The organism is Jongsikchunia kroppenstedtii DSM 45133 (assembly GCF_000380485.1).
GTDB classification, from domain to species: Bacteria; Actinomycetota; Actinomycetes; order Mycobacteriales; family Mycobacteriaceae; genus Jongsikchunia; species Jongsikchunia kroppenstedtii.
On sequence record NZ_AQYG01000046.1, the window covers coordinates 183,006 to 206,692 of the forward strand.

The 23,687-nt window shown below is 66.8% G+C and carries 27 protein-coding genes; 14 read left to right on the forward strand and 13 right to left on the reverse strand.

Going from position 1 to position 23,687, the window contains the following annotated elements:
* Positions 1–61 precede the first annotated feature (61 nt).
* Positions 62–1,030 (reverse strand): glycoside hydrolase family 43 protein, encoded by a 969-nt coding sequence (locus tag G341_RS0110620; protein WP_026303521.1) that lies wholly within the window; start codon positions 1,028–1,030, stop codon positions 62–64.
* A 158-nt stretch (positions 1,031–1,188) separates the two neighbouring features.
* Between G341_RS0110620 and G341_RS0110625 the strand changes: the two genes are divergently transcribed.
* Complete coding sequence (locus G341_RS0110625; RefSeq protein WP_018179122.1) at positions 1,189–1,725, forward strand: VOC family protein; 537 nt, start codon at positions 1,189–1,191, stop codon at positions 1,723–1,725.
* A 289-nt stretch (positions 1,726–2,014) separates the two neighbouring features.
* Here G341_RS0110625 and G341_RS0110630 read toward each other — a convergent pair whose 3' ends face one another.
* A complete protein-coding gene (locus tag G341_RS0110630) occupies positions 2,015–2,311 on the reverse strand; it encodes a DUF3175 domain-containing protein (protein WP_018179123.1) in 297 nt (98 codons plus the stop codon).
* Between the two features lie 224 nt (positions 2,312–2,535).
* Here G341_RS0110630 and G341_RS0110635 point away from each other — a divergent pair, with 224 nt between their 5' ends.
* Entirely contained in the window at positions 2,536–2,733 is a 198-nt protein-coding gene (locus G341_RS0110635) for a hypothetical protein (RefSeq protein ID WP_018179124.1), read from the forward strand.
* Between the two features lie 77 nt (positions 2,734–2,810).
* Here the strand turns inward: G341_RS0110635 and G341_RS0110640 are convergent, their stop codons facing one another.
* Positions 2,811–3,536 (reverse strand): siderophore-interacting protein, encoded by a 726-nt coding sequence (locus G341_RS0110640; protein WP_026303522.1) that lies wholly within the window; start codon positions 3,534–3,536, stop codon positions 2,811–2,813.
* Positions 3,537–3,584: 48 nt separating this feature from the next.
* Here G341_RS0110640 and G341_RS0110645 point away from each other — a divergent pair, with 48 nt between their 5' ends.
* A complete protein-coding gene (locus tag G341_RS0110645; protein WP_018179126.1) occupies positions 3,585–4,379 on the forward strand; it encodes a helix-turn-helix domain-containing protein in 795 nt (264 codons plus the stop codon).
* Here the strand turns inward: G341_RS0110645 and ychF are convergent.
* From ychF to G341_RS21710, 4 genes are all read right to left on the reverse strand, one after another.
* Positions 4,376–5,455 carry a redox-regulated ATPase YchF gene (gene ychF, locus G341_RS0110650; RefSeq protein WP_018179127.1) on the reverse strand — a complete coding sequence of 360 codons (1,080 nt, stop codon included), beginning with the start codon at positions 5,453–5,455 and terminating at the stop codon, positions 4,376–4,378. The genes G341_RS0110645 and ychF overlap by 4 nt on opposite strands.
* A gap of 50 nt (positions 5,456–5,505) precedes the next feature.
* The gene (locus tag G341_RS0110655; protein WP_018179128.1) at positions 5,506–6,930 is read right to left on the reverse strand and encodes an aldehyde dehydrogenase family protein; all 1,425 of its coding nucleotides are present in this window, start codon (positions 6,928–6,930) and stop codon (positions 5,506–5,508) included.
* A gap of 77 nt (positions 6,931–7,007) precedes the next feature.
* Complete coding sequence (locus G341_RS0110660) at positions 7,008–7,199, reverse strand: hypothetical protein (protein WP_018179129.1); 192 nt, start codon at positions 7,197–7,199, stop codon at positions 7,008–7,010.
* 145 nt (positions 7,200–7,344) lie between these two features.
* The gene (locus tag G341_RS21710; RefSeq protein ID WP_081622503.1) at positions 7,345–7,599 is read right to left on the reverse strand and encodes a dihydrofolate reductase family protein; all 255 of its coding nucleotides are present in this window, start codon (positions 7,597–7,599) and stop codon (positions 7,345–7,347) included.
* 115 nt (positions 7,600–7,714) lie between these two features.
* Here G341_RS21710 and G341_RS21715 point away from each other — a divergent pair, with 115 nt between their 5' ends.
* From G341_RS21715 to G341_RS21725, 3 genes are all read left to right on the forward strand, one after another.
* Entirely contained in the window at positions 7,715–9,151 is a 1,437-nt protein-coding gene (locus tag G341_RS21715; RefSeq protein ID WP_018179131.1) for an AlkA N-terminal domain-containing protein, read from the forward strand.
* Positions 9,152–9,223: 72 nt separating this feature from the next.
* Positions 9,224–10,390, forward strand: a complete 1,167-nt coding sequence (locus G341_RS21720) for a DNA recombination protein RmuC (protein WP_018179132.1) — start codon at positions 9,224–9,226, stop codon at positions 10,388–10,390.
* Positions 10,391–10,485: 95 nt separating this feature from the next.
* Positions 10,486–11,541 (forward strand): DUF6542 domain-containing protein, encoded by a 1,056-nt coding sequence (locus tag G341_RS21725; RefSeq protein WP_018179133.1) that lies wholly within the window; start codon positions 10,486–10,488, stop codon positions 11,539–11,541.
* Between the two features lie 3 nt (positions 11,542–11,544).
* On the opposite strand, the gene G341_RS0110685 is transcribed toward G341_RS21725, so the two are convergent.
* Entirely contained in the window at positions 11,545–12,504 is a 960-nt protein-coding gene (locus G341_RS0110685) for a 4-hydroxy-3-methylbut-2-enyl diphosphate reductase (RefSeq protein WP_018179134.1), read from the reverse strand.
* 45 nt (positions 12,505–12,549) lie between these two features.
* Between G341_RS0110685 and G341_RS0110690 the strand changes: the two genes are divergently transcribed.
* From G341_RS0110690 to G341_RS0110700, 3 genes are read left to right on the forward strand one after another with little or no spacing between them, the layout of a single operon-like run.
* Positions 12,550–13,347, forward strand: coding sequence for a lipid droplet-associated protein (locus G341_RS0110690; RefSeq protein ID WP_018179135.1), 798 nt, complete (start codon positions 12,550–12,552; stop codon positions 13,345–13,347).
* A complete protein-coding gene (gene xseA / locus G341_RS0110695) occupies positions 13,344–14,591 on the forward strand; it encodes an exodeoxyribonuclease VII large subunit (protein ID WP_018179136.1) in 1,248 nt (415 codons plus the stop codon). Before G341_RS0110690 ends, xseA begins: the two co-directional genes overlap by 4 nt.
* On the forward strand, positions 14,588–14,833 hold the full coding sequence (locus tag G341_RS0110700) for an exodeoxyribonuclease VII small subunit (protein WP_018179137.1): 246 nt from the start codon (positions 14,588–14,590) through the stop codon (positions 14,831–14,833). Before xseA ends, G341_RS0110700 begins: the two co-directional genes overlap by 4 nt.
* Here the strand turns inward: G341_RS0110700 and G341_RS0110705 are convergent.
* Positions 14,830–15,405 (reverse strand): DUF4245 domain-containing protein, encoded by a 576-nt coding sequence (locus G341_RS0110705; RefSeq protein ID WP_018179138.1) that lies wholly within the window; start codon positions 15,403–15,405, stop codon positions 14,830–14,832. The two genes, G341_RS0110700 and G341_RS0110705, sit on opposite strands and share 4 nt — an antisense overlap.
* 42 nt (positions 15,406–15,447) lie before the next feature.
* Positions 15,448–15,807, reverse strand: a complete 360-nt coding sequence (locus tag G341_RS0110710; RefSeq protein ID WP_018179139.1) for a hypothetical protein — start codon at positions 15,805–15,807, stop codon at positions 15,448–15,450.
* A 150-nt stretch (positions 15,808–15,957) separates the two neighbouring features.
* Between G341_RS0110710 and glpX the strand changes: the two genes are divergently transcribed.
* Positions 15,958–16,953 (forward strand): class II fructose-bisphosphatase, encoded by a 996-nt coding sequence (gene glpX / locus G341_RS0110715; RefSeq protein WP_026303523.1) that lies wholly within the window; start codon positions 15,958–15,960, stop codon positions 16,951–16,953.
* Positions 16,950–18,638: a fumarate hydratase gene (locus G341_RS0110720; RefSeq protein ID WP_018179141.1), complete on the forward strand. Its 1,689-nt coding sequence runs from the start codon at positions 16,950–16,952 to the stop codon at positions 18,636–18,638. The genes glpX and G341_RS0110720 overlap by 4 nt, the downstream gene beginning before the upstream one ends.
* 27 nt (positions 18,639–18,665) lie before the next feature.
* On the opposite strand, the gene G341_RS0110725 is transcribed toward G341_RS0110720, so the two are convergent.
* Positions 18,666–19,046 (reverse strand): VOC family protein, encoded by a 381-nt coding sequence (locus G341_RS0110725; RefSeq protein WP_018179142.1) that lies wholly within the window; start codon positions 19,044–19,046, stop codon positions 18,666–18,668.
* Positions 19,047–19,190: 144 nt separating this feature from the next.
* Here G341_RS0110725 and G341_RS0110730 point away from each other — a divergent pair, with 144 nt between their 5' ends.
* Positions 19,191–20,585 carry a class II fumarate hydratase gene (locus tag G341_RS0110730; protein WP_018179143.1) on the forward strand — a complete coding sequence of 465 codons (1,395 nt, stop codon included), beginning with the start codon at positions 19,191–19,193 and terminating at the stop codon, positions 20,583–20,585.
* Here G341_RS0110730 and G341_RS0110735 read toward each other — a convergent pair.
* A complete protein-coding gene (locus G341_RS0110735) occupies positions 20,582–21,562 on the reverse strand; it encodes a L,D-transpeptidase family protein (RefSeq protein ID WP_051092725.1) in 981 nt (326 codons plus the stop codon). The genes G341_RS0110730 and G341_RS0110735 overlap by 4 nt on opposite strands.
* Before the next feature lie 95 nt (positions 21,563–21,657).
* Between G341_RS0110735 and G341_RS0110740 the strand changes: the two genes are divergently transcribed.
* Together G341_RS0110740 and G341_RS0110745 are read left to right on the forward strand one after the other, a co-directional pair.
* Positions 21,658–22,344: a PIG-L deacetylase family protein gene (locus tag G341_RS0110740; RefSeq protein ID WP_018179145.1), complete on the forward strand. Its 687-nt coding sequence runs from the start codon at positions 21,658–21,660 to the stop codon at positions 22,342–22,344.
* Between the two features lie 53 nt (positions 22,345–22,397).
* The gene (locus G341_RS0110745; protein WP_018179146.1) at positions 22,398–23,261 is read left to right on the forward strand and encodes a hypothetical protein; all 864 of its coding nucleotides are present in this window, start codon (positions 22,398–22,400) and stop codon (positions 23,259–23,261) included.
* 28 nt (positions 23,262–23,289) lie between these two features.
* On the opposite strand, the gene G341_RS0110750 is transcribed toward G341_RS0110745, so the two are convergent.
* Complete coding sequence (locus G341_RS0110750; RefSeq protein ID WP_018179147.1) at positions 23,290–23,667, reverse strand: cupin domain-containing protein; 378 nt, start codon at positions 23,665–23,667, stop codon at positions 23,290–23,292.
* Positions 23,668–23,687 lie beyond the last annotated feature (20 nt).

Genomic DNA, 23,687 nt, shown 5'->3' on the forward strand with positions numbered 1-23,687 from the left:
TCGCAGTGCCCGAATTTTCGAAACCCCGGCGATCGGTTGTCGATCGCCGGGGCTCCGCCTGCTAGGCCGGCTCGCGCATCACACCGGCATGCCGGACGGTTCCGGACAGGCCCGGTAGCTCTTTGAGCGCCGACCAGGTGCGCAGCCCGTCCGTGCTGTCGGCGTAGAAGTACTTCCCACGGGTGTACGCGTCCAAGTAGATCCGCCAGGTGCCGTTCGGCAGCTGAACGACGGCCGGACCCTCCAACATCGAGCCCCAATTCGCGGTGATCGGCACCGGTGTGTAAGGACCGGTCAGCGTCGGCGCGGTCCAGTGCTCAATGACCTTCTTGGTCTCGTTCTTGGTGATGGCGTGGTATGTCCCACCGATCTTCACGATGGTGGTGTCGATGTGATCGGCCTGGATTCCCAACGGAACCGGGAAGCTCCACACCCGCAGGCCCGGATCGAGCGCGGTCATCACATACGGCACGAAGCCGCCGCCGGTCGACATCGAGAAGACGATGTTCACCCGGCCGTTGTCGACGAACCAGTCGGGCGCCCAGGCCTTGGTGGTGAATGGCGAGAGTGAGGGCAAGCCCCTGCCCGCATCCGAGCCCGAGGAGCTGCCCAGGTTGCCCCAGCCTTTGCCGTCACCGGTGCCCGGAAGCAGGAAGCAGCACAACGGGACCGGCCAGTTCTCCATGAACGTCCAGTGGACGCGGTCGCGGCTACTGGCGAGGCCGATATTCGACGGGTCGCCTGTGGTGTAGGTGACGTAGTACGTCCCGTCGGTGTTCCGGAAGATGCTCGGGTCGCGCACCAGTCCGGTCGGCGGCGTATACGCTCCCCGCTGCAGCACCTGGTAATCGGTGCCATCCGTCGACTGGTAGACGTCCATGGTGCGGTCGCTGGCATTGCTGAACGCCACCATCGTGTACCGCCAACCGGCCGCCGATGCGGCACCGTTGAGCCCCGGGATCGCAACGAGCAGCCCCACGACCAACAGCAGTGCCGCCGACGCGGCCGAGAAAGTTCGCTTGCTGTGCATCACCGATGCAGTATCGACGAACGCGGACACGTTGTACATATGCCTGCCCACAGCGGCGGAAAATCGTTACCAACGGCCGCGGTGACAGAGCCCGCGGTGGTGGTCCCGGCACGCACTACAGTGACGGTGTCTGACCTCGCACAATCCAGGAGTTTCCGTTGGCGATCAAAAGCCTGAATCACGCTGTCCTCTTCGTCTCCGACGTGGAAGTCAGCGCGCAGTTCTACTGCGATGTGCTGGGCTTCGAGCGGCTCCCGTTCGACTTTCCGGGTGGTGCATTTCTGCGCGGGTCGGCGTCGGCGAACGACCACGACCTGGGCCTGTTCCAGGCCAGCAGTCCGCGTGCGGGGGACGGTGCGGTCGGGCTGTATCACCTCGCGTGGGAGGTGGGGACGCTGGCGGAGATGGCGACCACCAAGGACCGGCTGCTGGCCGCCGGCGCGCTGCGCGGGATGTCGAACCACGCCGGCACGAAGGCGCTGTACGCCCGCGATCCCGACGGCATCGAATTCGAGGTCACCTGGCTGGTGCCCGACGCCCTGCTCGCCGACGAGTTCGGCCCCGGCTTTTCGGCGACCAGCCCGCTCGACCTGGACGCCGAGATCGAGCGGTACGGCGCCGACACTCCCGGTGGGCCGCGGACCGATCGGGCGCTGATGGCGGCGCTGATGGGGCGGATCTCGGGTACGCCTTAGGTTTTCGGCGTCGCGCCGCTGTTTGATCGCCGCGCCACTGTTTGAACGCGGGCCTCGCAGTCAAACCGAGGCGCGACCAATCACTGGAGCCCATCACCGCAAGCCGCAGCCGCGCGGTGCGGTCACCAATGGTGACGCGCACGGCCGCCCGCTTGCCACCGCCCAGTTCCGCGACGTGGGCATCGGTCAGCTCGATGGCCGTGGCCGACCCATGTGGCGTCAGAGTGGTGGTGACGTTCAGCGACATATGGCCATACTCCCCGACCGACGATCCCATTGGAGCACTTTGCTATTCGCCGTCATGGTCCTTCTCGTGGAGGGCGCGCAACTCGTCCTTGGCCAGGTCCAGCACCTCGCGGCGTTCCTTGCTCAGGCCGTCACCGGCGCGATTGATGTAGAAGGTCAGCATCGACATCGCCGATCGATAGGGCGATGTGGCCTTGCGCCGATTCGAATCTTCCGCTGACTCGAGCAGCGATCGCGCGATCCGCTTGGGATCGGACCAGGTGAAGACACCGTCATCCAGATCGAGCGCATCGGAATGCTCGGTGACATCTTGCGACCACTTCTCCTTCTTCTCGGCCATGCCCCGATTGTCGGCCGATCATCGGCCTAACGAAAGGGCACACTCGATATCGCAGGAGCGGCGCGCCCGAGCGCCACCTACGGTCACACTGCGCGGACCACACCCATGCAGCGGCCGACATCAACTTTGTTCGGTGAGATCGATCGGGGCCGAAAATCGCTGCGAACGGTTGGGAGATTTGGCGGTTCTGGACCGACAAGCCGGAATACCGGCGACGATTAGGTATGCCAAACGTAAGAGTATGGCCCAAAGCCGTCGAGGCCGGCGATGTCATCGATCACGACGGCGTCGAGGTCACCGTGGAGTCGGTGGTCGTGAACACGGCGACGGTCACCTACGTCTGTCATACCAATGACGGCGACGAGGTTGAGTTCGATTGGGATCTCGACGACTGGGTCGGGGTGCGGCGCGACGAGCGTTGACGATTCACCCCCCCCCGACCAGGGTCCGACACCGTCTGATCCTCTCGGACGGAGTCGCTGTGATCATCTGACAAACGTCAGTCCATCCCGCGTTTGCCTGGCGTCCAGAACGGTTTGGTGACGATGCTGCGGCGGTTCCAGCCGCGATCGCGCACCAGGTAGGTGCGCACCAACTGGATCGTTCGGGCCTCGCCCGCGAGGTAGGCCACACCACCGTCGACATCAGGCAGGTCGAGGGCGGCGACCGCGTCCACCATGTCGGCGCTCGAAGCCGCGGAACGACCGTCCCGGGTCACGCGCGTCAGTTCTCGTGGCAGTTCGATGTGGTCGCCGACGGAGTTCGCCTGATGGACGCCGACGACCGGCACCTCCGGGTCGATCTCGCGCAGTAGCGACCCGAATGCAGGTGCCGCCGTCTCCTCTCCGGCGAACAGGTACCAGGTGGCGTCGGGCCGGCGCTTCAATCCGCGCGTGTCACGGAAGAATGCGGCGTAGTCGCCTGTCTTCACCGTGTTCAGCCACTGCAGACCGGGGCCGTCGGGCGACTTTCGGTCGTAGACGATGATGTCGAGCCAACCTTGCACTGGGTCACTGTCCCAGATGCTGTAACACCGCAATGTCATGATTGATGACATCCGCACACGGATGTGATCTCCAACGTTCCATTCGTAGCCGACGAGTTTCGGCCCCTCCATCCGGATACGCGTGGATGTCGGCGTGAGGCGTTCGATATGGGTGACGTGGCCGCCGCTGAGCAGCATTCGCCCGAGATCGAACCGCGAGCCGGTATCAACAGTGGCCATGAGTCGTCTCCTCGAAAGTTAGGTTTACCTAAGGCTAAAGTGTCCCAAATGCGCATGGCGGACCATCGATGCCCCGAAACGGCCACCGATCTCGGTGGCTCGCCGATCCTGAGCATCGGGCACGGGATGGTCGCGCCGGCGATGGCTCTGCCGGCCGCTCACTCTCATCCCGAGCCGTTGCTCATGGGAGCGGCGACCGCGACGGTCACGGTGACGACCGGCGGGCGGGACTGGCTGGTACCTCCGGGTTACGGCCTGTGGATCCCGGGCGGTGTCGAGCATTCGGGTGAGGTACTGCGGCGCGGTGAGGGTTTCACACTCGTTTTCGCAGCCGACCGCTCCCCGATCGACTGGCCGGAGCCGACCGGTGTGGCCGTCGGCCCCCTTCTGCGTGAGCTCATCGTTCACCTGCAGCGAACCGAGCACGACGATCCGACACGGCCGGCCGCCGAGACCCTGCTGTTCACACTGCTCAGGCCGGCACCATCGCATGACTTGCGACTCGTCATGCCGACCGATCCGCGGATCAGACCGATCGCCGACCAACTCGTCGCCGACCCGTCCGACGATCGAGGCGTCGACGCGTGGGCCGACGAGGTGCACGTCGGCGTGCGCACCCTGTCCCGGTTATTCGCCGCCGAGACGGGTCTACCTTTTGCTCGGTGGCGTATCCATGCTCGCGTCCATGCAGCCATCGGGCTGCTCGCCGGCGGCGTACCTGTCGACGCCGTCGCCCGCGCGGTCGGCTATCGCAAGACCAGCGCATTCATCGCCGCGTTCAGTCGGGTGACCGGCCAGACTCCCGGCACCTACCGGGACGCGAACCGACCGGAACTGCATTAAACGTTGAAGCGGAACTCCACCACGTCCCCGTCGGCCATGATGTAGTCCTTGCCCTCCATGCGCACCTTGCCGGCAGCTTTGGCGTCGGCCATCGATCCGGCGGCGTCGAGGTCGGCGAAGGAGACGATCTCGGCCTTGATGAAGCCCTTTTCGAAGTCGGTGTGAATGACGCCAGCCGCCTTGGGGGCGGTGTCGCCCTGGTGAATCGTCCACGCGCGCGATTCTTTTGGTCCCGCCGTCAAGTAGGTCTGCAGGCCCAGGGTGTGGAAGCCGGCCCGTGCCAGCGAGGCCAATCCGGGCTCATGCTGGCCGACGGACTCGAGCAGTTCCAGGGCGTCCGCCTCGTCGAGCTCCAGCAGCTCACTCTCGACCTTGGCATCAAGGAACACGCAATCAGCAGGCGCCACAGCGGCTTTCAGCTCTTCCTTGCGCGTCTCGTCCGTCAGTACCGACTCGTCGGAGTTGAAGACGTATAGGAACGGCTTCGTCGTCATCAGGTGCAGCTCGCGCAGTAGCGACAGGTCCAGCGAATCCTGCTGCGAGAACAGGGTTTTGCCGTCGGTCAGGATCGCCTCGGCCTTCTTGGCGGCCTCTACGCTCTCGGCGAGATCCTTGTTCTTCCGCGCATCCTTCTCGAGCCGCGGGATCGCCTTCTCCAGCGTCTGCAGATCAGCCAGGATCAGCTCGGTCTCGATGATCTCGATGTCGGCCATCGGGTCCACCCGACCATCGACGTGCACCACGTCGTCGTCGGCGAACACGCGCACGACCTGACAGATGGCGTCGGCCTCGCGAATGTTGGCGAGGAACTGGTTGCCCATGCCCTCGCCCTCGGACGCACCCTTGACGATGCCGGCGATGTCGACGAACGACACGGTCGCGGGCAGGATGCGCTCACTGCCGAAGATCTCGGCGAGCCGGTTCAGCCGCGGGTCCGGCAGCTCGACGACGCCCACGTTGGGCTCAATGGTGGCGAACGGGTAGTTCGCGGCCAGCACGTCGTTGCGGGTCAGCGCGTTGAACAGGGTGGACTTGCCGACGTTGGGCAGTCCGACGATTCCGAGAGTAAGGCTCACGGCCGCTTATCTTATGTGGTCAGCGGCCGTGAGCCTCAATCAGCAAGCGATCAGGCGCCGAACCCGAGCAGCGACTTGACCTCCAGGAACTCGCTGAAGGCGTAGTCGCTCCACTCGCGGCCGTTGCCGCTCTGCTTGTAGCCGCCGAACGGGGCGGTCGGATCCAGCGGAGCCGAGTTCAGCCCGATCGATCCGGCACGCAGCTTCGAGCCGATCCGGCGCACCTCGTCGAGGTCCTTACCGGAGACATAGCCGGCCAGGCCGTACTCGGTGTCGTTGCCGATCTTGATCGCCTCGTCGACGGAGTCGTAGCCGATGATCACCAGAACCGGCCCGAACACCTCGGTCCGCGCGATCTCCATGTCGTTGGTGACGTTGGTGAACACGGTCGGCTGCACGTAGTAACCGGTCTCCAGGCCGTCCGGTCGACCGGCGCCGCCGATCACCGGGTTGGCACCGTCGGCGATGGCCCGCTCGATCAGCCCTTGAATCTTGGTGAACTGCGGCTCCGACACGACCGGCCCCAAACGCACCGACGAGTTCGGATCGCCCACGGTGATCTGCGGGCCGATCTCCTTGACGGCCTCGACCACCTCGTCCATTCGGCTGGACGGCACCAGCATTCGCGACGGCGCATTGCACGACTGACCCGAGTTCACCATCATGCTGCTGACGCCGGCGGTGACGTTCGCGATCAGATCCTCGTCGTCGAGCAGAATGTTGGGGCTCTTGCCGCCCAGTTCCTGCGCGACGCGCTTCACGGTCGGTGCCGCATTCTTGGCGACCTCGATCCCGGCCCGTGTCGAGCCGGTGAACGACACCAGGTCGACGTCCGGATGCGACGACAGCGCCGCGCCGACACCCGGCCCGTCCCCGTTGACGAGGTTGAACACGCCCGCGGGAACGCCTGCGGTGTCGAAGATTTCGGCGACGATGGCCGCCGAGAATGGCGCCACCTCAGACGGCTTGAGCACCATCGTGCAGCCGGTTGCGATGGCCGGGGCCACCTTGCACATCACCTGGTTCAGCGGCCAGTTCCATGGCGTGATGAACGCGCAGACACCGATCGGCTCCTTGACGATGCGTGACGTACCGCGATCCTCGGAGAACGAGTAGGTCTTGAGCAACTCTGCAGCGGTGGCCAGATGCGCCATGCCGATCGGCACCTGAGCAGCCTGCGCCAGCCCCGCGGGCGCACCCATCTCTTCGGTGACGGCGGCGGCCAGATCCTCGGCCCGATTCTGATACTCGGCAATGATCCTGCCCAGCAACGCAACTCGCTCGTCGACGGTCGTCTGCGACCACGTTTCGAATGCGCGGCGGGCCGCGGCGACAGCGGCGTCGACGTCGGCCTTGGAGCCGAGGGCGACATGGCCGGCGGCCTTCTCGGTCGCGGGATTGATCACGTCAAGCAGATTGAGCTCGACCGGATCGACCCACTGACCATCGATGTAGAACTGATTGATTTCGCGCACGACGCCTCCCGAAAGGACTCTTTGATTAGCACTTCCGAGTGTAGGCCGAACGCTCGCTCTGCAGGGAGCTAAATCGACTACCGGCGCCAGCGGAGAAGGCGAAGCCGCGACGACCGCGCTTCGACGAGCACATCCGCGCGGCCGGCTCGCTCGGCCTCGATCGCGTCGAGCACCTGCTGCTGGCCGTACAGGCCCATCATGACCTCGACACCCCACCCCGGAAACTCCGACAGAGCCAACTCTTTGCGGCCACGGCGTGTTACCTGCATTTCTCCCCTTCAAATAACGTGGCTAGTGATGTCCCATCCGACTCTATAGTGACGTACACCACAGTGGGTCGAAACTGTACACGCCGCAACAGGGTCATCACAGGCCGGGCTGCCGGCCTACGAATCGGCAGGTGAGCGCCGCCGTTCAGCCGCGATCGAGATGCGCCGCCGCCTCGCGGTAGCCGCCGACGGGCGGCGCCGCGTCGGGTGCATAGATCGAGTACACGACCCCGGCCGGGAACGCGTCGGAGGACAGCAGCCGCAACGGGATCGTCTCGCCGTCATCGAACAGCCGCAGCCCATGACCCACCACGATCGGGTGGATCAGCAGGTGCAGTTCGTCGACCAGACGGGCCCGGAGCAACTGGCGCACCACCGACACCGAACCGCTCAGCGCGATGTGGCCGCCGTCGGTAACCTGCGGCGATGGCCGTGTCCGAAAACCGCTAGCTCCCCCGCCTTCGTCCTGTCACGATTGTCGAGTGGCACCGATAAAGCACATCACTGCAACGGAATTGGATTTCGATTCCTGCTATCGCGCTCTGCAGGCACACGATCGCAGGTTCGATGGACAATTCTTCGCGGCGGTGCACACCACCGGAATCTATTGCCGCCCGTCGTGCCCGGTGGTCCCGCCCAAACCGCAGAACGTCTCGTTCGTGCTCACCGCCGCGACCGCGATCACAGCCGGCTATCGCGCGTGCCGACGCTGCCTTCCCGACGCGGTGCCCGGCTCGCCGCGATGGAACACCCGGGCCGACACCGCGTCGCGGGCGATGCGACTGATCCAGGACGGGTTGGTCGATCGCGGCGGCGTCACCGAACTCGCTGGCGTGCTGGGCTATTCGCCCCGGCAGCTGAATCGCATCATGACCGACGAACTCGGCGCCGGCCCGCTGGCCTTGGCGAAGGGCAACCGCACCACCACCGCGCGACTGCTGCTGCAGACAACCGAGCTATCGGTCGCCGACGTGGCGTTCGCCGCCGGCTTCGGCAGCGTCCGCCAGTTCAACGATTCGATCCGCGACACCTTCGCCTGCACCCCCACCGAGCTGCGGTCTCGGGCGCGCAATCGGCCGACTACCGACGAGCTGACGTTGAATCTGCCTGTCCGCCAGCCGTTTTCCGCATCGTGGCTGCGCCGGTTCCTGTCCGGACACGCTATCGCCGGACTCGAGGAGGTCGACGACGCGGGTCGCTACCGCCGCACGATGCGGCTGCCGCACGGCCCCGCGATCATCGAGATCGGGCTGTCCGACGACACCGTCGCCGCGACTCTCCGGCTGCACGATCTGCGAGACCTCGGGGCTGCGGTCTCCCGGATTCGGCGGCTGCTCGACCTCGACGCCGACCTTGCCGCCGCCGAAGACGCCCTCCGCGCCGACCGTCGACTGCGACCGCTGGTGGCCCGGGGTTCGGGCATCCGACTGCCCGGCAGCCACGACCCCTGGGAGCTGTTGCTGCGCACCATGATCGGCCAACAGATCTCCCTCGCCGCCGCCCGCACGCATGGCGCCCGGCTGGTGGCGGCGCTCGGCGACCAGATCGCGGACGACCGCGGCAAGCTGCATCACCTCTTCCCGACCCCCGCCCAGGTCGCCGAGCACGGCGCGGACGTATCGTCCGGGCCGCGCCGCCGCATCGACGCAATCTGCCGCGTCGCAAGCGAATTCGACGGGCTCGCCATCCATTCCGGCCGCGACTACCACGAACTCGTCGCCGATCTCCAGGAGCTGCCCGGCGTGGGCCGATGGACTGCCGAGTACGTCGCGATGCGTTCCGTCGGCCATCCCGACACCCTGCTCGACACCGACCTCGTCGTGCGCCGAAGCGCGGAACGACTGGGGCTGGACCTGCGTGACAGCGGGCGCTGGGCACCCTGGCGGTCGTATCTGACGATGCTGCTGTGGCACGACGAACTACGCCGGACCGAGCCGCTGCTCGCCGCCTGACGCCCGCCGTCCCAGTCGCGACTGACCAGCGCATCCGCCGAACTTGTCGGTGGCACAAGGCACTATCGCGGCATGGACGTGACGACAGCGGTGATGCTCATCGCCGCCGCAGCAGTGGGCGCGGCGATCGGCTGGCTCGCGCACGCGTATCGCTCCGGCGCCGAGCTGGCCCGCGCCCGCGCCGAACTGAGCGCGATCCGTCAGCATCAGGAGGTGGTCGCGCAGGCGCTCGGCACCGCGAGCGAGGACGCGGCCCGCCGGCAATCGGGCGCGATCGGCGCACAGGTCGCCGGCATCGTCGGCCCACTGCGCGAGACGCTCGATCGAATGTCGCAGGAACTGGCACGCACCGAACGCAACCGCGCGGCCGCGTACGCCGGCCTCACGGAGCAGGTCAGCCACATGAACGCGACGTCGCGGCAGCTCGGATCCCAGACCCAGCAGCTTGCGTCCGCGCTGCGCACGCCGCAACTACGCGGCCGCTGGGGCGAACTGCATCTCGAGCGAGTCGTCGAGCTAGCCGGCCTGTCGCGGCACTGCGACTTCTCGACCCAGGTCGACCGATCGACCGAGCAGACCGGCGACATCCGCCCCGACCTCGTCGTGCACCTGCCGGGCGACCGGCACATCGTGGTCGACGCCAAGGCGCCGCTGCAGGCCTATCTGGAAGCCACCACCGGTGACGACGGTCCGCGGCGAGACGACACGATGCGCGAGCACGCCCGTCAGGTCCGCTCCCACATCCAGAAGCTGTCGGCGAAGAAATACTGGGCGGCGTTCGACGCGGCGCCGGAGTTCGTCGTGCTGTTCCTGCCGGCCGACCCGATCCTGGAAGCCGCCTGCCGTGCCGACGACGACCTACTCGACTACGCGCTACGTCACAATGTGATTGTTGCCACCCCAACGAGTCTGGTCGGTCTGCTGCGCGCCGCCGCGCTCGGCTGGCGTCAGGAATCGCTGGCGCGGGATGCGCAGCGGATCCATGAACTCGGCCGCGAGCTGTATCGGCGCATCGGCACGGTCGACCGACATCTGGACAAGCTCGGCACCGCGTTGACCAGGTCGGTGGACGCGTTCAACGCGACCGTCGGCGCGATGGAGACGCGGGTCGGCGTGACCGCGCGACGGCTGGCCGAGCTGGATGCGTTCGCCGGCACCGAAAACGGACAAGATTCGCCATCGGAAATCACTCATCGCCCTCGAGAGATACGAAACGACAACATCTCGGCGTTGCCGTAGAACCGCTGCGCGGTTTTCTCAGGGTCTACCGGTACCTTTTAGGGGTGATTCTTGGTCAGCGGTCTCGTTCGAGCGTTCCACTCGACGAGCAATCAGTGCTGCCGACGACGCCGGGCATCCCGTGGTGGGGCGCGGTGCTGTTCGCCGGTGGACTGACCGCTGTCGGCGCCATGATCGATACCAGTGGCAGCACGGACCTGGGCGGAATGTTCAAGTTCCTGTTCGTCGTCGGAGTCCTCGGCGCCGTCCTGCTCGTCCGCAATCGCGCGCTGTTCACCGCGGCGGCGCAGCCGCCCCTGCTGATGGTCGTGATCGGCGGGATCGCGTTGTATTTCGCGCAGTCCGGCCAGCACAAGTCGGGCCTCAAGCAGATCGCGCTGCAGGTCGTGATCCCGATCGCCAAGATGTTCCCGATGATGGCCTGGACGTTCGTGCTCGTTGTCGCGATCGCGCTCGGTCGCTACTACCTCAGCCGCCGGACGCATCCGTTCGCCGGCGGAAGTCACGCCGACACCGGCAGCCGCAAGACCACCCGCAGCCAGGCCGCGCGCGACAAGGCCAAGGCCCGCCGCGAAGAGCGGGCCACGGCGACGCGACGCGTGCGCGACGAACCGGCCAAGGTCGGCGCTGTCACGGCGGCCGCGCCGGTCGGCGCCGGTGCCGGCGCAACCCGCCACAACACCCGCCAGCGTCCCGCGGCCGATGCGACGACGCGTCGCTCGGCCGCCGAGAAACCGCGTCGGGCAGCTCAGCCTGGCGATCGCAGTCGGGTCCCGGTCGACCGTCACGGTGAGCCGCCGGTCCGTTCTCGCTCGGCCGATGCCACACGCGCCGCCCGCCGCGAGCATCCCGCCGATCTGCCGCCGCGTTCGCGCGCGGCCGCTCCCCGACCGTCCCGCGACACCGGTCGCTACGACGTCCCCGGCCGCCGTGCCTCCGAGTCCCGGTACTCACAGCGATCAACCGAATCGCCGCGGCCCGGCCGCGAGATGCGTGATCGCGAGCCCTATGGCGACCCGCGTCGGCGTGACGATGCCCGCCGGGCCGCTTCGCGCCGGGAGGGCTTCACCGATCCCCGCGCGGGCGAGGCACGGCACCGCGACTCGGATGTGCCCGCACACCCGTCGCCGCGGGTCCGCTACCGCGACTGAATCTCAGCGATCGGTGCGCGCCGCGCGCAGCTCGCGCGGCAGGGCGAACGTCAATGTCTCATTGGCCGTATTGACGGTCTCGACGGTCCCGTAACCGCGTTCGTCGAGCCAGTCGATGACGCCACGCACCAGCACCTCCGGCACCGACGCGCCCGACGTCACGCCGACCGTCGACACATCCTCGAGCCAGCTCTCGTCGATGTCCCGGGCGTAGTCGACCAGGTATGACGAGCGGGCGCCGGCCTGCAGCGCCACCTCGACCAGCCGCTGCGAGTTCGACGAGTTCTGCGAACCCACCACGATCACCAGATCGCACTGCGGCGCCATCGCCTTCACCGCGACCTGACGGTTCTGCGTCGCGTAGCAGATGTCGTCGCTTGGCGGATCCTGCATTTCCGGGAACTTCTCACGCAGCCGGTTGACCGTCTCCATCGTCTCGTCCACCGACAGGGTGGTCTGCGACAGCCAGATCACCTTCGACTCGTCGCGCACCGACACCGATTCGACGGCATCCGGGCCGTCGACCAGCTGAACGTGCTCAGGCGCCTCACCGGCGGTCCCCTCGACCTCCTCGTGGCCCTCGTGGCCGATGAGGAGGATGTCGAAGTCGTCCCGAGCGAATCGCTTGGCCTCCTGGTGCACCTTAGTCACCAGCGGGCAGGTGGCATCGATCGTGTGCAGCGAACGCGCCGCGGCCGACTCGTGGACCATCGGCGACACCCCGTGCGCCGAGAAGACGACGACCGCGCCCTCGGGTACCTCGTCCGTCTCGTCGACGAAGATCGCGCCCCGCTCGGTCAGCGTGTCGACCACGTGACGGTTGTGCACGATCTCCTTGCGGACGTAGACCGGCGCCCCGTGCTTGTCGAGCGCGCGCTCGACGGTCTCCACGGCACGATCGACGCCGGCGCAGTAGCCGCGCGGCTCGGCGAGGAGGACTCGTTTGGTTTGGGCGACAGTCATGCCCCCAGCGTAGCGATGGTGGTGGTGATAAGGCACAGTTGACGCATGGACCGACCCCCGTATCCCGTACGCGTCGCTGCCGGCATCGTCGTCACAGTCCTGGAGGAGACGCGCAAGCTCCCGATGGCAGCCATCACGCTGCCGATGACGGCGATCAGCAACACGGTGTCGGCTGCGATGAAGCTGCAGCAGAACATCGCCGAAATGGCGATCAAGGGCGATGAGGTCTTCGACACCCTGATCCCCGCCACCGACGAGCAGCCGGCCTGGGCCACGTTCGACGAGGACGACGATCTACCCAGCGATGAGGCCGTCCTCGGACAGCTCAACGCGATGAGCGCGAAGCTCGCCGCCACCCCGAAGCCGACGCCCACGACCGAGCCCGCCGATGACTCGGCTCCGGAACCGGAAGCGCCGACCGACAAGCCTGCACCGGCGAAAAAGGCCGCCGCGAAGAAGGCCGCGCCGGCCAAGAAGGCACCCGCCAAGAAGGCTGCGGCAAAGAAAGCTGCCCCGGCCAAGAAGGCCGCATCGAAGCCCGCTGACGACGACGCCGACACGGCGTCGAGTGCCGGACCGGGCACCGGCCGCTTCGCGCTCTACAGCTCCGCGCCGGATCTTCCCGACGCCAAGCCCACCCCGGCGGCCCCGGCCGGCGACGCGCCCGAGGCCGCCCAGCTGATCGACTACGACACGCTCACCCTCGCGCAGCTGCGGGCGAAACTGAAGGCTGTTCCGGCCGACGATTACCCGGCTCTGGCCGAGTACGAGCGCCGCACCAAGAACCGGGCGCCGTTCGTCACCATGCTGGACAACCGGATCGCGGCAGCCAGCAAGAAGTGACAACAGATTCGGCGGCCGGCGGGAACTCGGCCGAGAATCCCTGGCCGGTCCGGTCGGTCAGTACCAAGATCGCCGACTGGGTGCACCGCCTCGGTCAAGTATGGGTCGAGGGTCAGCTGACGCAGATCAATCGCCGGTCGGGCACGCGCACGACATTCATGACGCTGCGCGATCCGTCGGCCGATATCTCCCTGACCATCACCTGCGATCCCCAGCTGCTCGAACGCGCCAGCGTGCCGCTCACCGAGGGCAGTCGCGTGGTGGTGCTCGGCAAGCCGAGCTTCTACACCGGGCGCGGCACGTTGTCGTTGCGGGTCACCGACATTCGCGCGGTCGGCATCGGCGAACTGCTCGCCCGACTGGAGCGCCTGCGTCAGCTGCTGCACGCCGAGGGCCTGTTCGACCCACGCCGCAAACGGCCGCTGCCGTTCCTGCCCAAGTCAATCGGGCTGATCACGGCCCGGGCCAGCGCCGCCGAACGCGACGTCCTAGCGGTCGCGCAGAGCCGTTGGCCGGCAGTTCATTTCACCGTCCGGCACGCACCGGTGCAGGGCCCCACCGCGGTGCCGACGATCCTCGGCCAGCTCGAACGCCTCGACGCCGACCCGGATGTCGAGGTCATCGTCCTGGCCCGGGGCGGCGGCAGCGTCGAGGACCTGCTGCCCTTCTCCGACGAATCACTGCTGCGCGCGGTCGCGGCCGCGACGACGCCGGTCGTCAGCGCGATCGGCCACGAACCCGATCAGCCGCTCCTCGACCTGGTCGCCGACCTGCGCGCCGCTACGCCGACCGATGCCGCCAAGCGGATCGTGCCGGATGTGGCCGCCGAGCTGGCGCAGGTGACCCAGCTGCGGGCGAGAAGTGCTCAGGCACTGCGCAATTGGGTCGTGCGCGAGGAACGCGCGCTGGCGTCGCTGCGCGATCGCCCGGCGCTGGCCGATCCGCTGCGGATGGTGAATCAACGACACGACGAGATCGACCGGGCATTGGCCGACCTGCATCGTGACATGCGCCGGCTCATCGACCGTGAGGATCAGCGGATCGAACACCTTGCGGCACAGCTGAAGTCGCTGGGCCCGGCACAGACGCTGGCTCGCGGATACGCGGTGGTGCAGCGAATACCGGGCGAGAACGCCGATCCCGAAGTGGTGCGCAGCATCGATGACATGCCGATCGGATCCCAGCTGCGGATCCGGGTGGGCGACGGGGCGACCAAGGCCGCAGTGATGGGAGTGGAGAAATGACCGACCGCACGACGGACGACGGGACTGACGTCGCGACCCTCGGATACGAGCAGGCCCGCGACGAATTGCTGTCGGTGGTACGGGTTCTCGAGGGCGGCGGACTCGACCTGGACGAGTCGCTACGCCTGTGGGAGCGGGGCGAACAGCTGGCCCGTCGCTGCGAGGAGCATCTGGCCGGCGCCCGCGAGCGCATCGAGGCCGCGCTCGACGACGACGAGGATTTCGACGACGAGGACGACTAGCCCGTCGGCATCGGGCCGACCGCCTGCTTCGAAATCGGCTGTGTCTGCACCACGATCGTCGCGAGTCGATTGAAGTCGGCATCGGATGCCTTGCCGTACAGGCCGATCCGCACGCCATCGAGATCCGTGGTCCACGCCTTGTTGCCGTTGGCGTACGCGTAGGCGACCCACTGCCGGCCGCCGGCCATGACGGGCTGCGCTTCCTCCTGCTGGGACGTGTCCAGATAACTGACGAGGTCCGGCTCGGCCGCGTTCGTCTGACTGAGCTGCAGATACATCCCGTCGCCCGTGATGTAGCCGACGTTGCTCACGGCATCGTCGCCGATGTTTCCGGTGCGCCCCGAGTTCGGCTTCCACCCCGCCGGGTACAGCGGGTCGCGGATGGGGAACGACATCGACCGGGCATCGGCGGTCAACGCCTGATGCACCTCGAAGTTCGGGACGCTGCCCTTCTTCGCGCCGAACGAAAGGTTGCCGGCGACCAGCGCGATCGCCACGCAGGCGACGAGCAGGACGACCAGCGTCAAGATCATGTCCCGGCTGTCCTGCAGGATCCTCGGCTTCTCACTCACTGCGCCGATTATTCCAGCCGCCGCGGAGACGGCCCGCAGCCGCTACTTCGTGACGGCGGCGTGCACCTCGTCGAGCTTGGCCGCCAGCGCCGGCAGCTGCTTGAGCAGCGCCAGCTCGCCCTCGAGTTCACCGAGCAGCGTCTTGACCTGACCGAGCGTCTCGGACGTCTCCGCCAGGGTCGACTTGACCTCGGTCAGCGTGCCATCGACGCTGGTCAGCGTGGAATCGACGCTGGTCAGCGTGGAATCGACGGTTGTGAGCTTCTCATCGACCGAGTGCAGCGTGCCGCTCACCTCCTCCAGGGTCCCGTCAACCCGAGTCAGCGTCTTGTCCGCATTGCCCAGCACCTTGTCGGCGCGGCCCAGCACTTCGCCCGGGTTCATCTTCGGCAGCAGGCCCATCGATTTCCTCCATTAGTTAATGGCACAGTCTTTGACGCAGCGGATCATAGCCAGTTATCCAGGCGACTGGATGGCAACCGCCGCATGAAAGAATGAGGCCCGAACTGCCGCGGGCCAAAGCCGGCGGCCAGAACAGGGAGGCACCACGAGATGTCCGTTTCGAACCCTTCAGCTCCAGACCGCAACCTGGCCATGGAACTCGTCCGGGTCACCGAGGCCGCGGCGCTGGCCGCCGGCCGCTGGGTCGGCCGCGGCGACAAGATCGGCGGCGACGGCGCTGCCGTCGACGCGATGCGTCAGCTGCTGTCGACCGTGTCGATGCAGGGCGTCGTCGTGATCGGCGAGGGCGAGAAGGACGAAGCGCCGATGCTCTACAACGGCGAAGAAGTAGGCAACGGCGAGGGCCCCGAGGTCGACGTCGCCGTCGACCCGATCGACGGCACCACTCTGATGGCCGAGGGCCGCCCCAACTCGATCGCCGTCATCGCGGTCACCGAGCGCGGCGCCATGTTCGACCCGTCCGCCGTCTTCTACATGGAGAAGATCGCGGTCGGCCCGGAGGCCGTCGGCGTCGTCGACATCGAGGCTCCGATCGCGGACAACATCAAGCGGGTCGCCAAGGCCAAGGGCAACGACGTCTCCGACACCACCGTGATGGTCCTCGACCGTCCGCGGCATGCCGATCTCATCAAGGAGATCCGCGAGGCCGGCGCCAAGGTGCGGCTGATCTCCGACGGCGACGTCGCCGGCTGCATCGCCGCGGCGCAGCCGTCCAGCGGGGTCGACATGCTGCTCGGCGTGGGCGGCACCCCCGAGGGCATCATCACCGCCGTCGCGATGAAGTGCATGGGCGGCGAGATCCAGGGCAAGCTCTGGCCGAAGGACGAGGCCGAGCGGCAGAAGGCCATCGATGCCGGCCACGACCTGGGCCGCGTGCTGACCAACGATGTGCTGGTCACCGGCGAAAACATGTTCTTCTGCGCCACCGGCGTCACCAATGGCGATCTGCTTCGCGGGGTCGACTACCGCGCGAACGGCGCCACGACCAGCTCGCTGGTGATGCGCAGCAAGTCCGGCACGATCCGTCGTATCGAAGGAATGCACCGGATGGAGAAGCTCCGCGAGTACAGCGCGGTGGACCTGTGAGCGATCCGGAGTTTCGTTATTCCGATCTGCTACCGATCGGAGCCGACGACACGCCGTACCGCCTCGTCACCACCGAGGGCGTCTCGACGATCGAGGTCGACGGGCAGACCTTTCTCAAGGTCGACCCGAAGGCGATCCAGCAGCTGACCGCCGAGGCGATGCACGACATCAGCCATTATCTGCGCCCGGCACACCTGGCACAGCTCCGCAAGATCATCGACGACCCCGAGGCGTCGGGCAACGACCGCTTCGTGGCGCTCGACCTGCTCAAGAACGTCAACATCTCCGCGGGTGGCGTGCTGCCGATGTGCCAGGACACCGGCACCGCGATCGTCATGGGCAAGAAGTCCGAGGGCGTGCTGACCGGCGTTGACGACGCCGAGGTGATCTCGCGCGGCGTGTACGACGCGTACACCAAGCTCAACCTGCGGTATTCGCAGCTCGCGCCGCTGACCACGTACGAGGAGAAGAACACCGGCACCAACCTGCCGGCGCAGGTGGAGATCTACGCGACCGAGCAGGGACCGAAGGGCCCGGAATACAAGTTCCTCTTCATGGCCAAGGGCGGCGGGTCGGCCAACAAGTCGTTTCTGTTCCAGGAGACCAAGGCCATCCTGAACCCGACCAAGATCCTCGAGTTCCTCGACGAGAAGATCCGCTCGCTCGGCACCGCGGCCTGCCCGCCGTACCATCTGGCGGTCGTCATCGGCGGCACCTCGGCCGAATTCGCTTTGAAGACAGCGAAATACGCGTCGGCGCACTACCTCGACAACCTGCCGACCGAGGGCTCGTTGTCGGCGCACGGGTTCCGCGACAAGGACCTCGAAGAAGAGGTCTTCAAGCTGACGCAGTCGTTCGGGATCGGCGCGCAGTTCGGCGGCAAGTACTTTTGCCACGACGTGCGCGTGGTCCGACTTCCCCGCCACGGTGCGTCCTGCCCGGTCGCGATCGCGGTGTCGTGTTCGGCCGACCGGCAGGCGCTTGGCAAGATCACCGCCGACGGCGTCTTCCTCGAGCAGCTGGAGACCGACCCGGCCAAGTACATGCCGGCAGCCGGTGTGGCGGAAGATATTTCGAGCGGCGAGGTCGTCGAGATCGACCTGAACCGGCCGATGTCGGAGATCCTGGCCGAGCTCAGCAAGCACCCGGTCAAGACACGCCTGTCGCTCACCGGCCCGCTGGTCGTCGCCCGCGACATCGCGCACGCCAAGATCAAGGAGCGCCTCGACGCGGGCGAGCCGATGCCGGACTACCTGCGCGACCACCCGGTGTACTACGCCGGTCCCGCGAAGACGCCCGAGGGCATGGCCTCGGGATCGTTCGGCCCGACGACGGCCGGCCGGATGGACAGCTACGTCAAGCAGTTCCAGGAGGCCGGCGGCTCGATGGTGATGCTGGCCAAGGGCAATCGGTCCAAGCAGGTGACCGAGGCCTGCGACCAGTTCGGCGGCTTCTACCTCGGTTCGATCGGCGGTCCGGCCGCGCGCCTGGCACTGGACTGCATCAAGAGCCAGGAGGTCATCGAGTACCCCGAGCTCGGCATGGAAGCGGTCTGGAAGATCGAGGTCGAGGACTTCCCCGCCTTCATCGTCGTCGACGACAAGGGCAACGACTTCTTCACCGACCCGTCCGCAGCGGTGAACGTGCCGTTGGGCGGCGTGCGGGTCCGTTCCAGGGAGCGCTGAGGGCCGGCACAACGCCGGCGGGTGGCTCTAGGCCTTCGGAAACGTCGTCAACGACAGCGTGTTGCCGTCCGGGTCGTCAAACCACGCGACCGATGCACCGGACGGCGACGTCCACACACCGTCGATGTCCTGCGCCATCCCGTCGTATCGATTGAACTGGACCCCGGCCGCGGTGAGCTCGTTGATCGCGCCCTTCATGTCGGCGACCGCCCAGCCGGCGATGGTGCCCGGCCGTGGCCGGTGGTCATCGATCGGAGTGAGGCGGAGCATCGTGCCGTTCGCATCGAGAACCAGGGCCACCGGTGATTCCTCGAGCACTCGCAGGCCGAGGAAGCCCTCGTAGAAGTCGCGCGCACGGGCGACGTCGGTGATCGGGATGAATCCTACGTACTCGGCGCCGGACAGCATGGTTGGAAGATACTCCCGATCTGGTCGGGCGGGCAGTACTTCACCGCCACTTCACGGCAGGCGGCCGAGACCGGCCGACATCGTGCGCGGACGTACGCTGGGGCGAGAGCACCCCACACGACCGGAAGCCGGAGGAACGCACGCATGACCGAATACCGAATCGAACACGACACGATGGGCGAAGTTCGCGTACCGGTCGATGCGCTGTGGCGCGCGCAGACCCAGCGCGCGGTGGAGAACTTCCCGATCTCGCACCGGCCGCTGGAGCGTACGCAGATCCGCGCGATGGGTCTGTTGAAGGCGGCCTGCGCCCAGGTGAATCTCGATCTCGGACTGCTCGACGCCACCAAGGCGGACGCGATCATCAACGCGGCCAAGGAGATCGCCGACGGCCTGCATGACGATCAGTTCCCGATCGACGTGTTCCAAACCGGCTCGGGCACCAGCTCCAACATGAACGCCAACGAGGTGATCGCATCGATCGCCGCGCAGGACGGCATCGAGGTGCATCCCAACGACGACGTGAACAAGTCGCAGTCGTCGAACGACACGTTCCCCACCGCGACCCACGTGGCGGCGACCGAGGCCGCAGTCACCGATCTGGTTCCGGCTCTGCAGCATCTACACTCGGCCTTGGCGGACAAGGCATCTCAGTGGCGCACGGTGGTCAAGTCCGGCCGCACGCATCTCATGGACGCGGTGCCGGTGACCCTGGGCCAGGAGTTCGGCGGATACGCACGGCAGATCGAGGCGGGGATCGAGCGAGTGCAGGCGACGCTCCCTCGCGTCGGCGAGCTGCCGATCGGCGGCACGGCGGTCGGCACCGGGCTCAACGCCCCGAGCGGATTCGGCACCAAGGTCGTTGCCGAACTGGTGAAACTGACCGGTGTCCAGGAACTTTCGCTCGCCAAGGACAACTTCGAGGCGCAAGCCGCCCGGGACGGGCTGGTCGAGCTGTCCGGCGCACTGAAGACCGTCGCGGTGTCGCTGACGAAGATCGCGAACGACGTGCGCTGGATGGGATCGGGCCCGCTCACCGGGCTGGGCGAAATCTCGCTGCCCGACCTGCAGCCCGGCAGTTCGATCATGCCCGGCAAGGTCAATCCCGTGCTGCCCGAGGCGGTCACTCAGGTCGCCGCGCAGGTGATCGGCAACGACGCCGCCGTCACCTGGGGCGGCGGCAACGGCGCCTTCGAACTCAACGTCTACATCCCGATGATGGCGCGGAACGTGCTCGAGTCACTCACGTTGCTGGCCAACGTGTCTCGGTTGTTCGCCGATCGCTGCATCGCCGGGCTGCAGGCGCACGAGGACCGGCTGCGGACGCTCGCCGAATCGAGCCCGTCGATCGTCACCCCCCTCAACAGCCTGATCGGCTACGAGGAGGCCGCGGTGGTCGCCAAGCAGGCCCTCAAAGAGGGCAAGACGATTCGGCAGACCGTCATCGATCGCGGCCTGATCGGCGAGGATCTGACGCTCGAGGAACTCGATCGCCGTCTCGACGTGCTGAAGATGGCGAACCTGGATCACGAACGCTAGTTCGCGCCGGTCGCCGCCCCGGTGCCGATGGCGCCGTTGATCATGCTGGAGCCGGCATTCAGCAGCGTGGGCAGCAGGCTCAGCATGCCGTCGACCAGCGTGCCGATCAGCCCGTCCTCGGTAGTCGCGGTGGGCGACGTGTCGGCCGGCGATGCCCCGGTCTGACCGGTGGTGGGCGTCGATGTGCTGGGGTTATTCGGCGTGCTGGGAGCATTCGTCGGGGCGGCTGCATTGACGCCGATGGTGATCTTCGGATTCTTCGCCGGATCGAGCCACTGCAGAATCGATTTCATCGACGCGAGATCGGTGGCCACGCAGCCCTGCGTCGGCTGATTGTTGGTGACGTGCAGGAAGACTCCGGACGCCTTGCCCGGGATGCGCTGCGGATTGTGGGCGATGTTCACCGCGTAGTCGTAGACCGAGCCGGAGTCGTAGAGATTCTCACTGTCGCCGCCGGGGCTGGCGGCCTGGTGGACGTGCGTGTTGTAGGTCGGCGACTTGGGGTTCTCGTCCCACCAATCCTGGTTCGTCGCTTGGAAGTACGGCATCTTGGTGCCCGGGTTCGCGAGCCGGCCGAAGGCCTGATCGAAGCCGAAGGTGCCCTGCGGGGTGCGCGGCACGTTGTCCTGCGGCTGCCCCATCCCGTCGGAACCGAGGAACGCCTTCACCGGACCCACCACGCTCTTCCAGGTGCCGTCGGCAGACTTCTCGAACGCCGTGAGGGTCGCGGTGGTCGAACTGGCCTGCGGCGCCGTCACGACGATCTGCTGGGAGGTGTCGCCGGTGACGGGCGTGCCGGTGGAGCCCCCCGTACCGGTGTTGGTGTTGGTGCCGGCCAGAGTGTTGAGGATGCTGTTCACGATGTCGTTGAGCGACGTCGGCGTGGTCGGCTGCGGAGTCGGCGCGGCCGATGACGCGACGGGCACCGCAAGAACGACTCCGAGGAGAACGGCTGCGACAATACTCAGACGCCTCATTAATAACTTCAGCACCAGTCCAGTGTGTCAGCGGCAACTCCCGAATTCGTCACGCGACGGTCACAGTGCGGTCTGAACCCGGTTACCATCAGCGCATGTCTGACCAACTGGTGGCGTTTCCAGAGGATTGGCACCGCGCGCTGGTGCTGGTTGCCCACCCCGACGATCCGGAATACGGGTTGGCGGCGGCCGTCGCGCAGTGGACCGCGGCCGGCAAACGGATCAGCTACGCGTTGGCGTCCAGCGGCGAAGCCGGTATCGAGGGACTCGCGCCCGACAAGGCCGGACCGATTCGCGAAGCCGAGCAGCGCGAGTCGGCGCGCATCGTGGGCGTGCACGAGGTCGAGTTCTGGGGCTACCCCGATTCCCGCATCCGCAATACCCCCAAGCTGCGCAACGAGATCGCCGACGCGATCCGTTGGCAGGCGCCCGATGTGGTGCTGACGCTGTACGGCGGCGCGGAATGGGCCCCCGGCATGCCGAACCAGCGCGACCACATGGAGTTCGCGGCCGCCGTCGAACAGGCCTATGACAGTCTCGATCGCAAGCCGCGCTGGTTGTTCTGCAACGGACCCGAGCCGACGCACGCAGTCGCGGTCAAGAATCGGTACGTCAAGCAGGCGGTGAAATCGCTTGCCGCGCATCGCGAATATCTGTCCGTGCTCGACCCGAACAAGCCGGTCGCCGAGCAGGCACAGGAGCAGGTCGACCGAATGACCGCCGCCCGTGACGATTTCGATGCCGACCACGCCGTCGCCTTCGAACTGCTGCGGCGAGCCTGAAGCGTTCGTCACCGCACCTGCTGACAGAATCCTCACGGGGAGGACAGCCACAGGTGAACCACGCGACGCAGAACCTGATCACCAGGATCACTGGCCTGATCAGCGCCATCGATACCGATGACGACACCAAGATCGAGGCCGCCGTCCTGCGCCTGAGCAGGTCCCGGCGATGGCTCGCACCGCTGGCGCTCGCCGTCAGCACGCTGGTGATGCTCTTCCACGGGTTGCGGATCGTGTTCTCGAACTGGCGGCTGGTGGCGCTGATGATGCCGCCCACGATCTGGCTGTGGCTGGCGATGTTCGATCTGCGGACCCGACTGCTGGGCAGTCGTGAGCATCACGAGTTGACGGGCGCACAGCTGTGGCTGGCGTGCTCGGCGGTCGTCGTGATCACCATCGTCGTCTACGCCTCGAATACGATCATGGTCATCGCCGTGTCCTCGCCCGCCCCGCACCCCGTGGGCCCCGCCTTCGACAGGGCCAAGCGATATTGGCGACAGATCGTCTTGATCGGGTTCGCCATCGGCGTGATCCTCGCCTTCGGCGCGCTCGTGCTGGCGCGTTGGCGGCCAACCTATTTCGTGATCACGCTCAGCATCGGGGTCGCCCTGCTCATGCTGTCGTACCTGTCCGGCCCCGCGCGCATGCTCGGGATGAAACCGCAGATGTCGCTCCGGGACAAGCTGGTGACGGCCACCGTAACCGCCGGCCTCAGCGCAATCCTCTCCGCCCCGGGTTACGCGATCGCCCGGACCGGGGTCTTTCTGATGGGCGTCCACCCGCTCTTCATCTTCGGGCTGCTGATACTGATCATCGGGGTGACACTGCATGCCGGTGCCGGCGGCGCGGTGAAGGCGGTGAAGGTGAGCGCGGTCCTGCTCACCGGCTCGGATGACGCACCGCGAGCGACTATTTGAGCCCAGGGCCCCCTACTGAGCCCAGGAACTACTGAGCCCAGGGCGGAGCCATGCGCTCGCCCGATTGTTCGATGGTCGCGGCCATCCCCAGGGTCGTCGTCACCCATGCGCGTGCAGGCCGATCGGCTGCGTTGCTGATTCGAAACAGCGCACCCACGGGCACCAGAATCGCGTCGCCCGCAGCCGCGACGAATCGCTCGGCGTCGATCTCCACGTCAAGCTCTCCATCGACGACGAACAGCACCTCCTCCTGTGACATCCGGTGTGGCACACCGGGAGTCCCTGGACTGAACTCGGCGCACCACGCCCCCAGTTCGGCCGCACCGGTAGCCGTGGCGGCGAACGATCGGAACGCGACGCCGTGCACCTCGAATTCTCGCGCCGAACCTGCAGTCAGATGTGGCATGACTTCCTCCTTAAATAGAC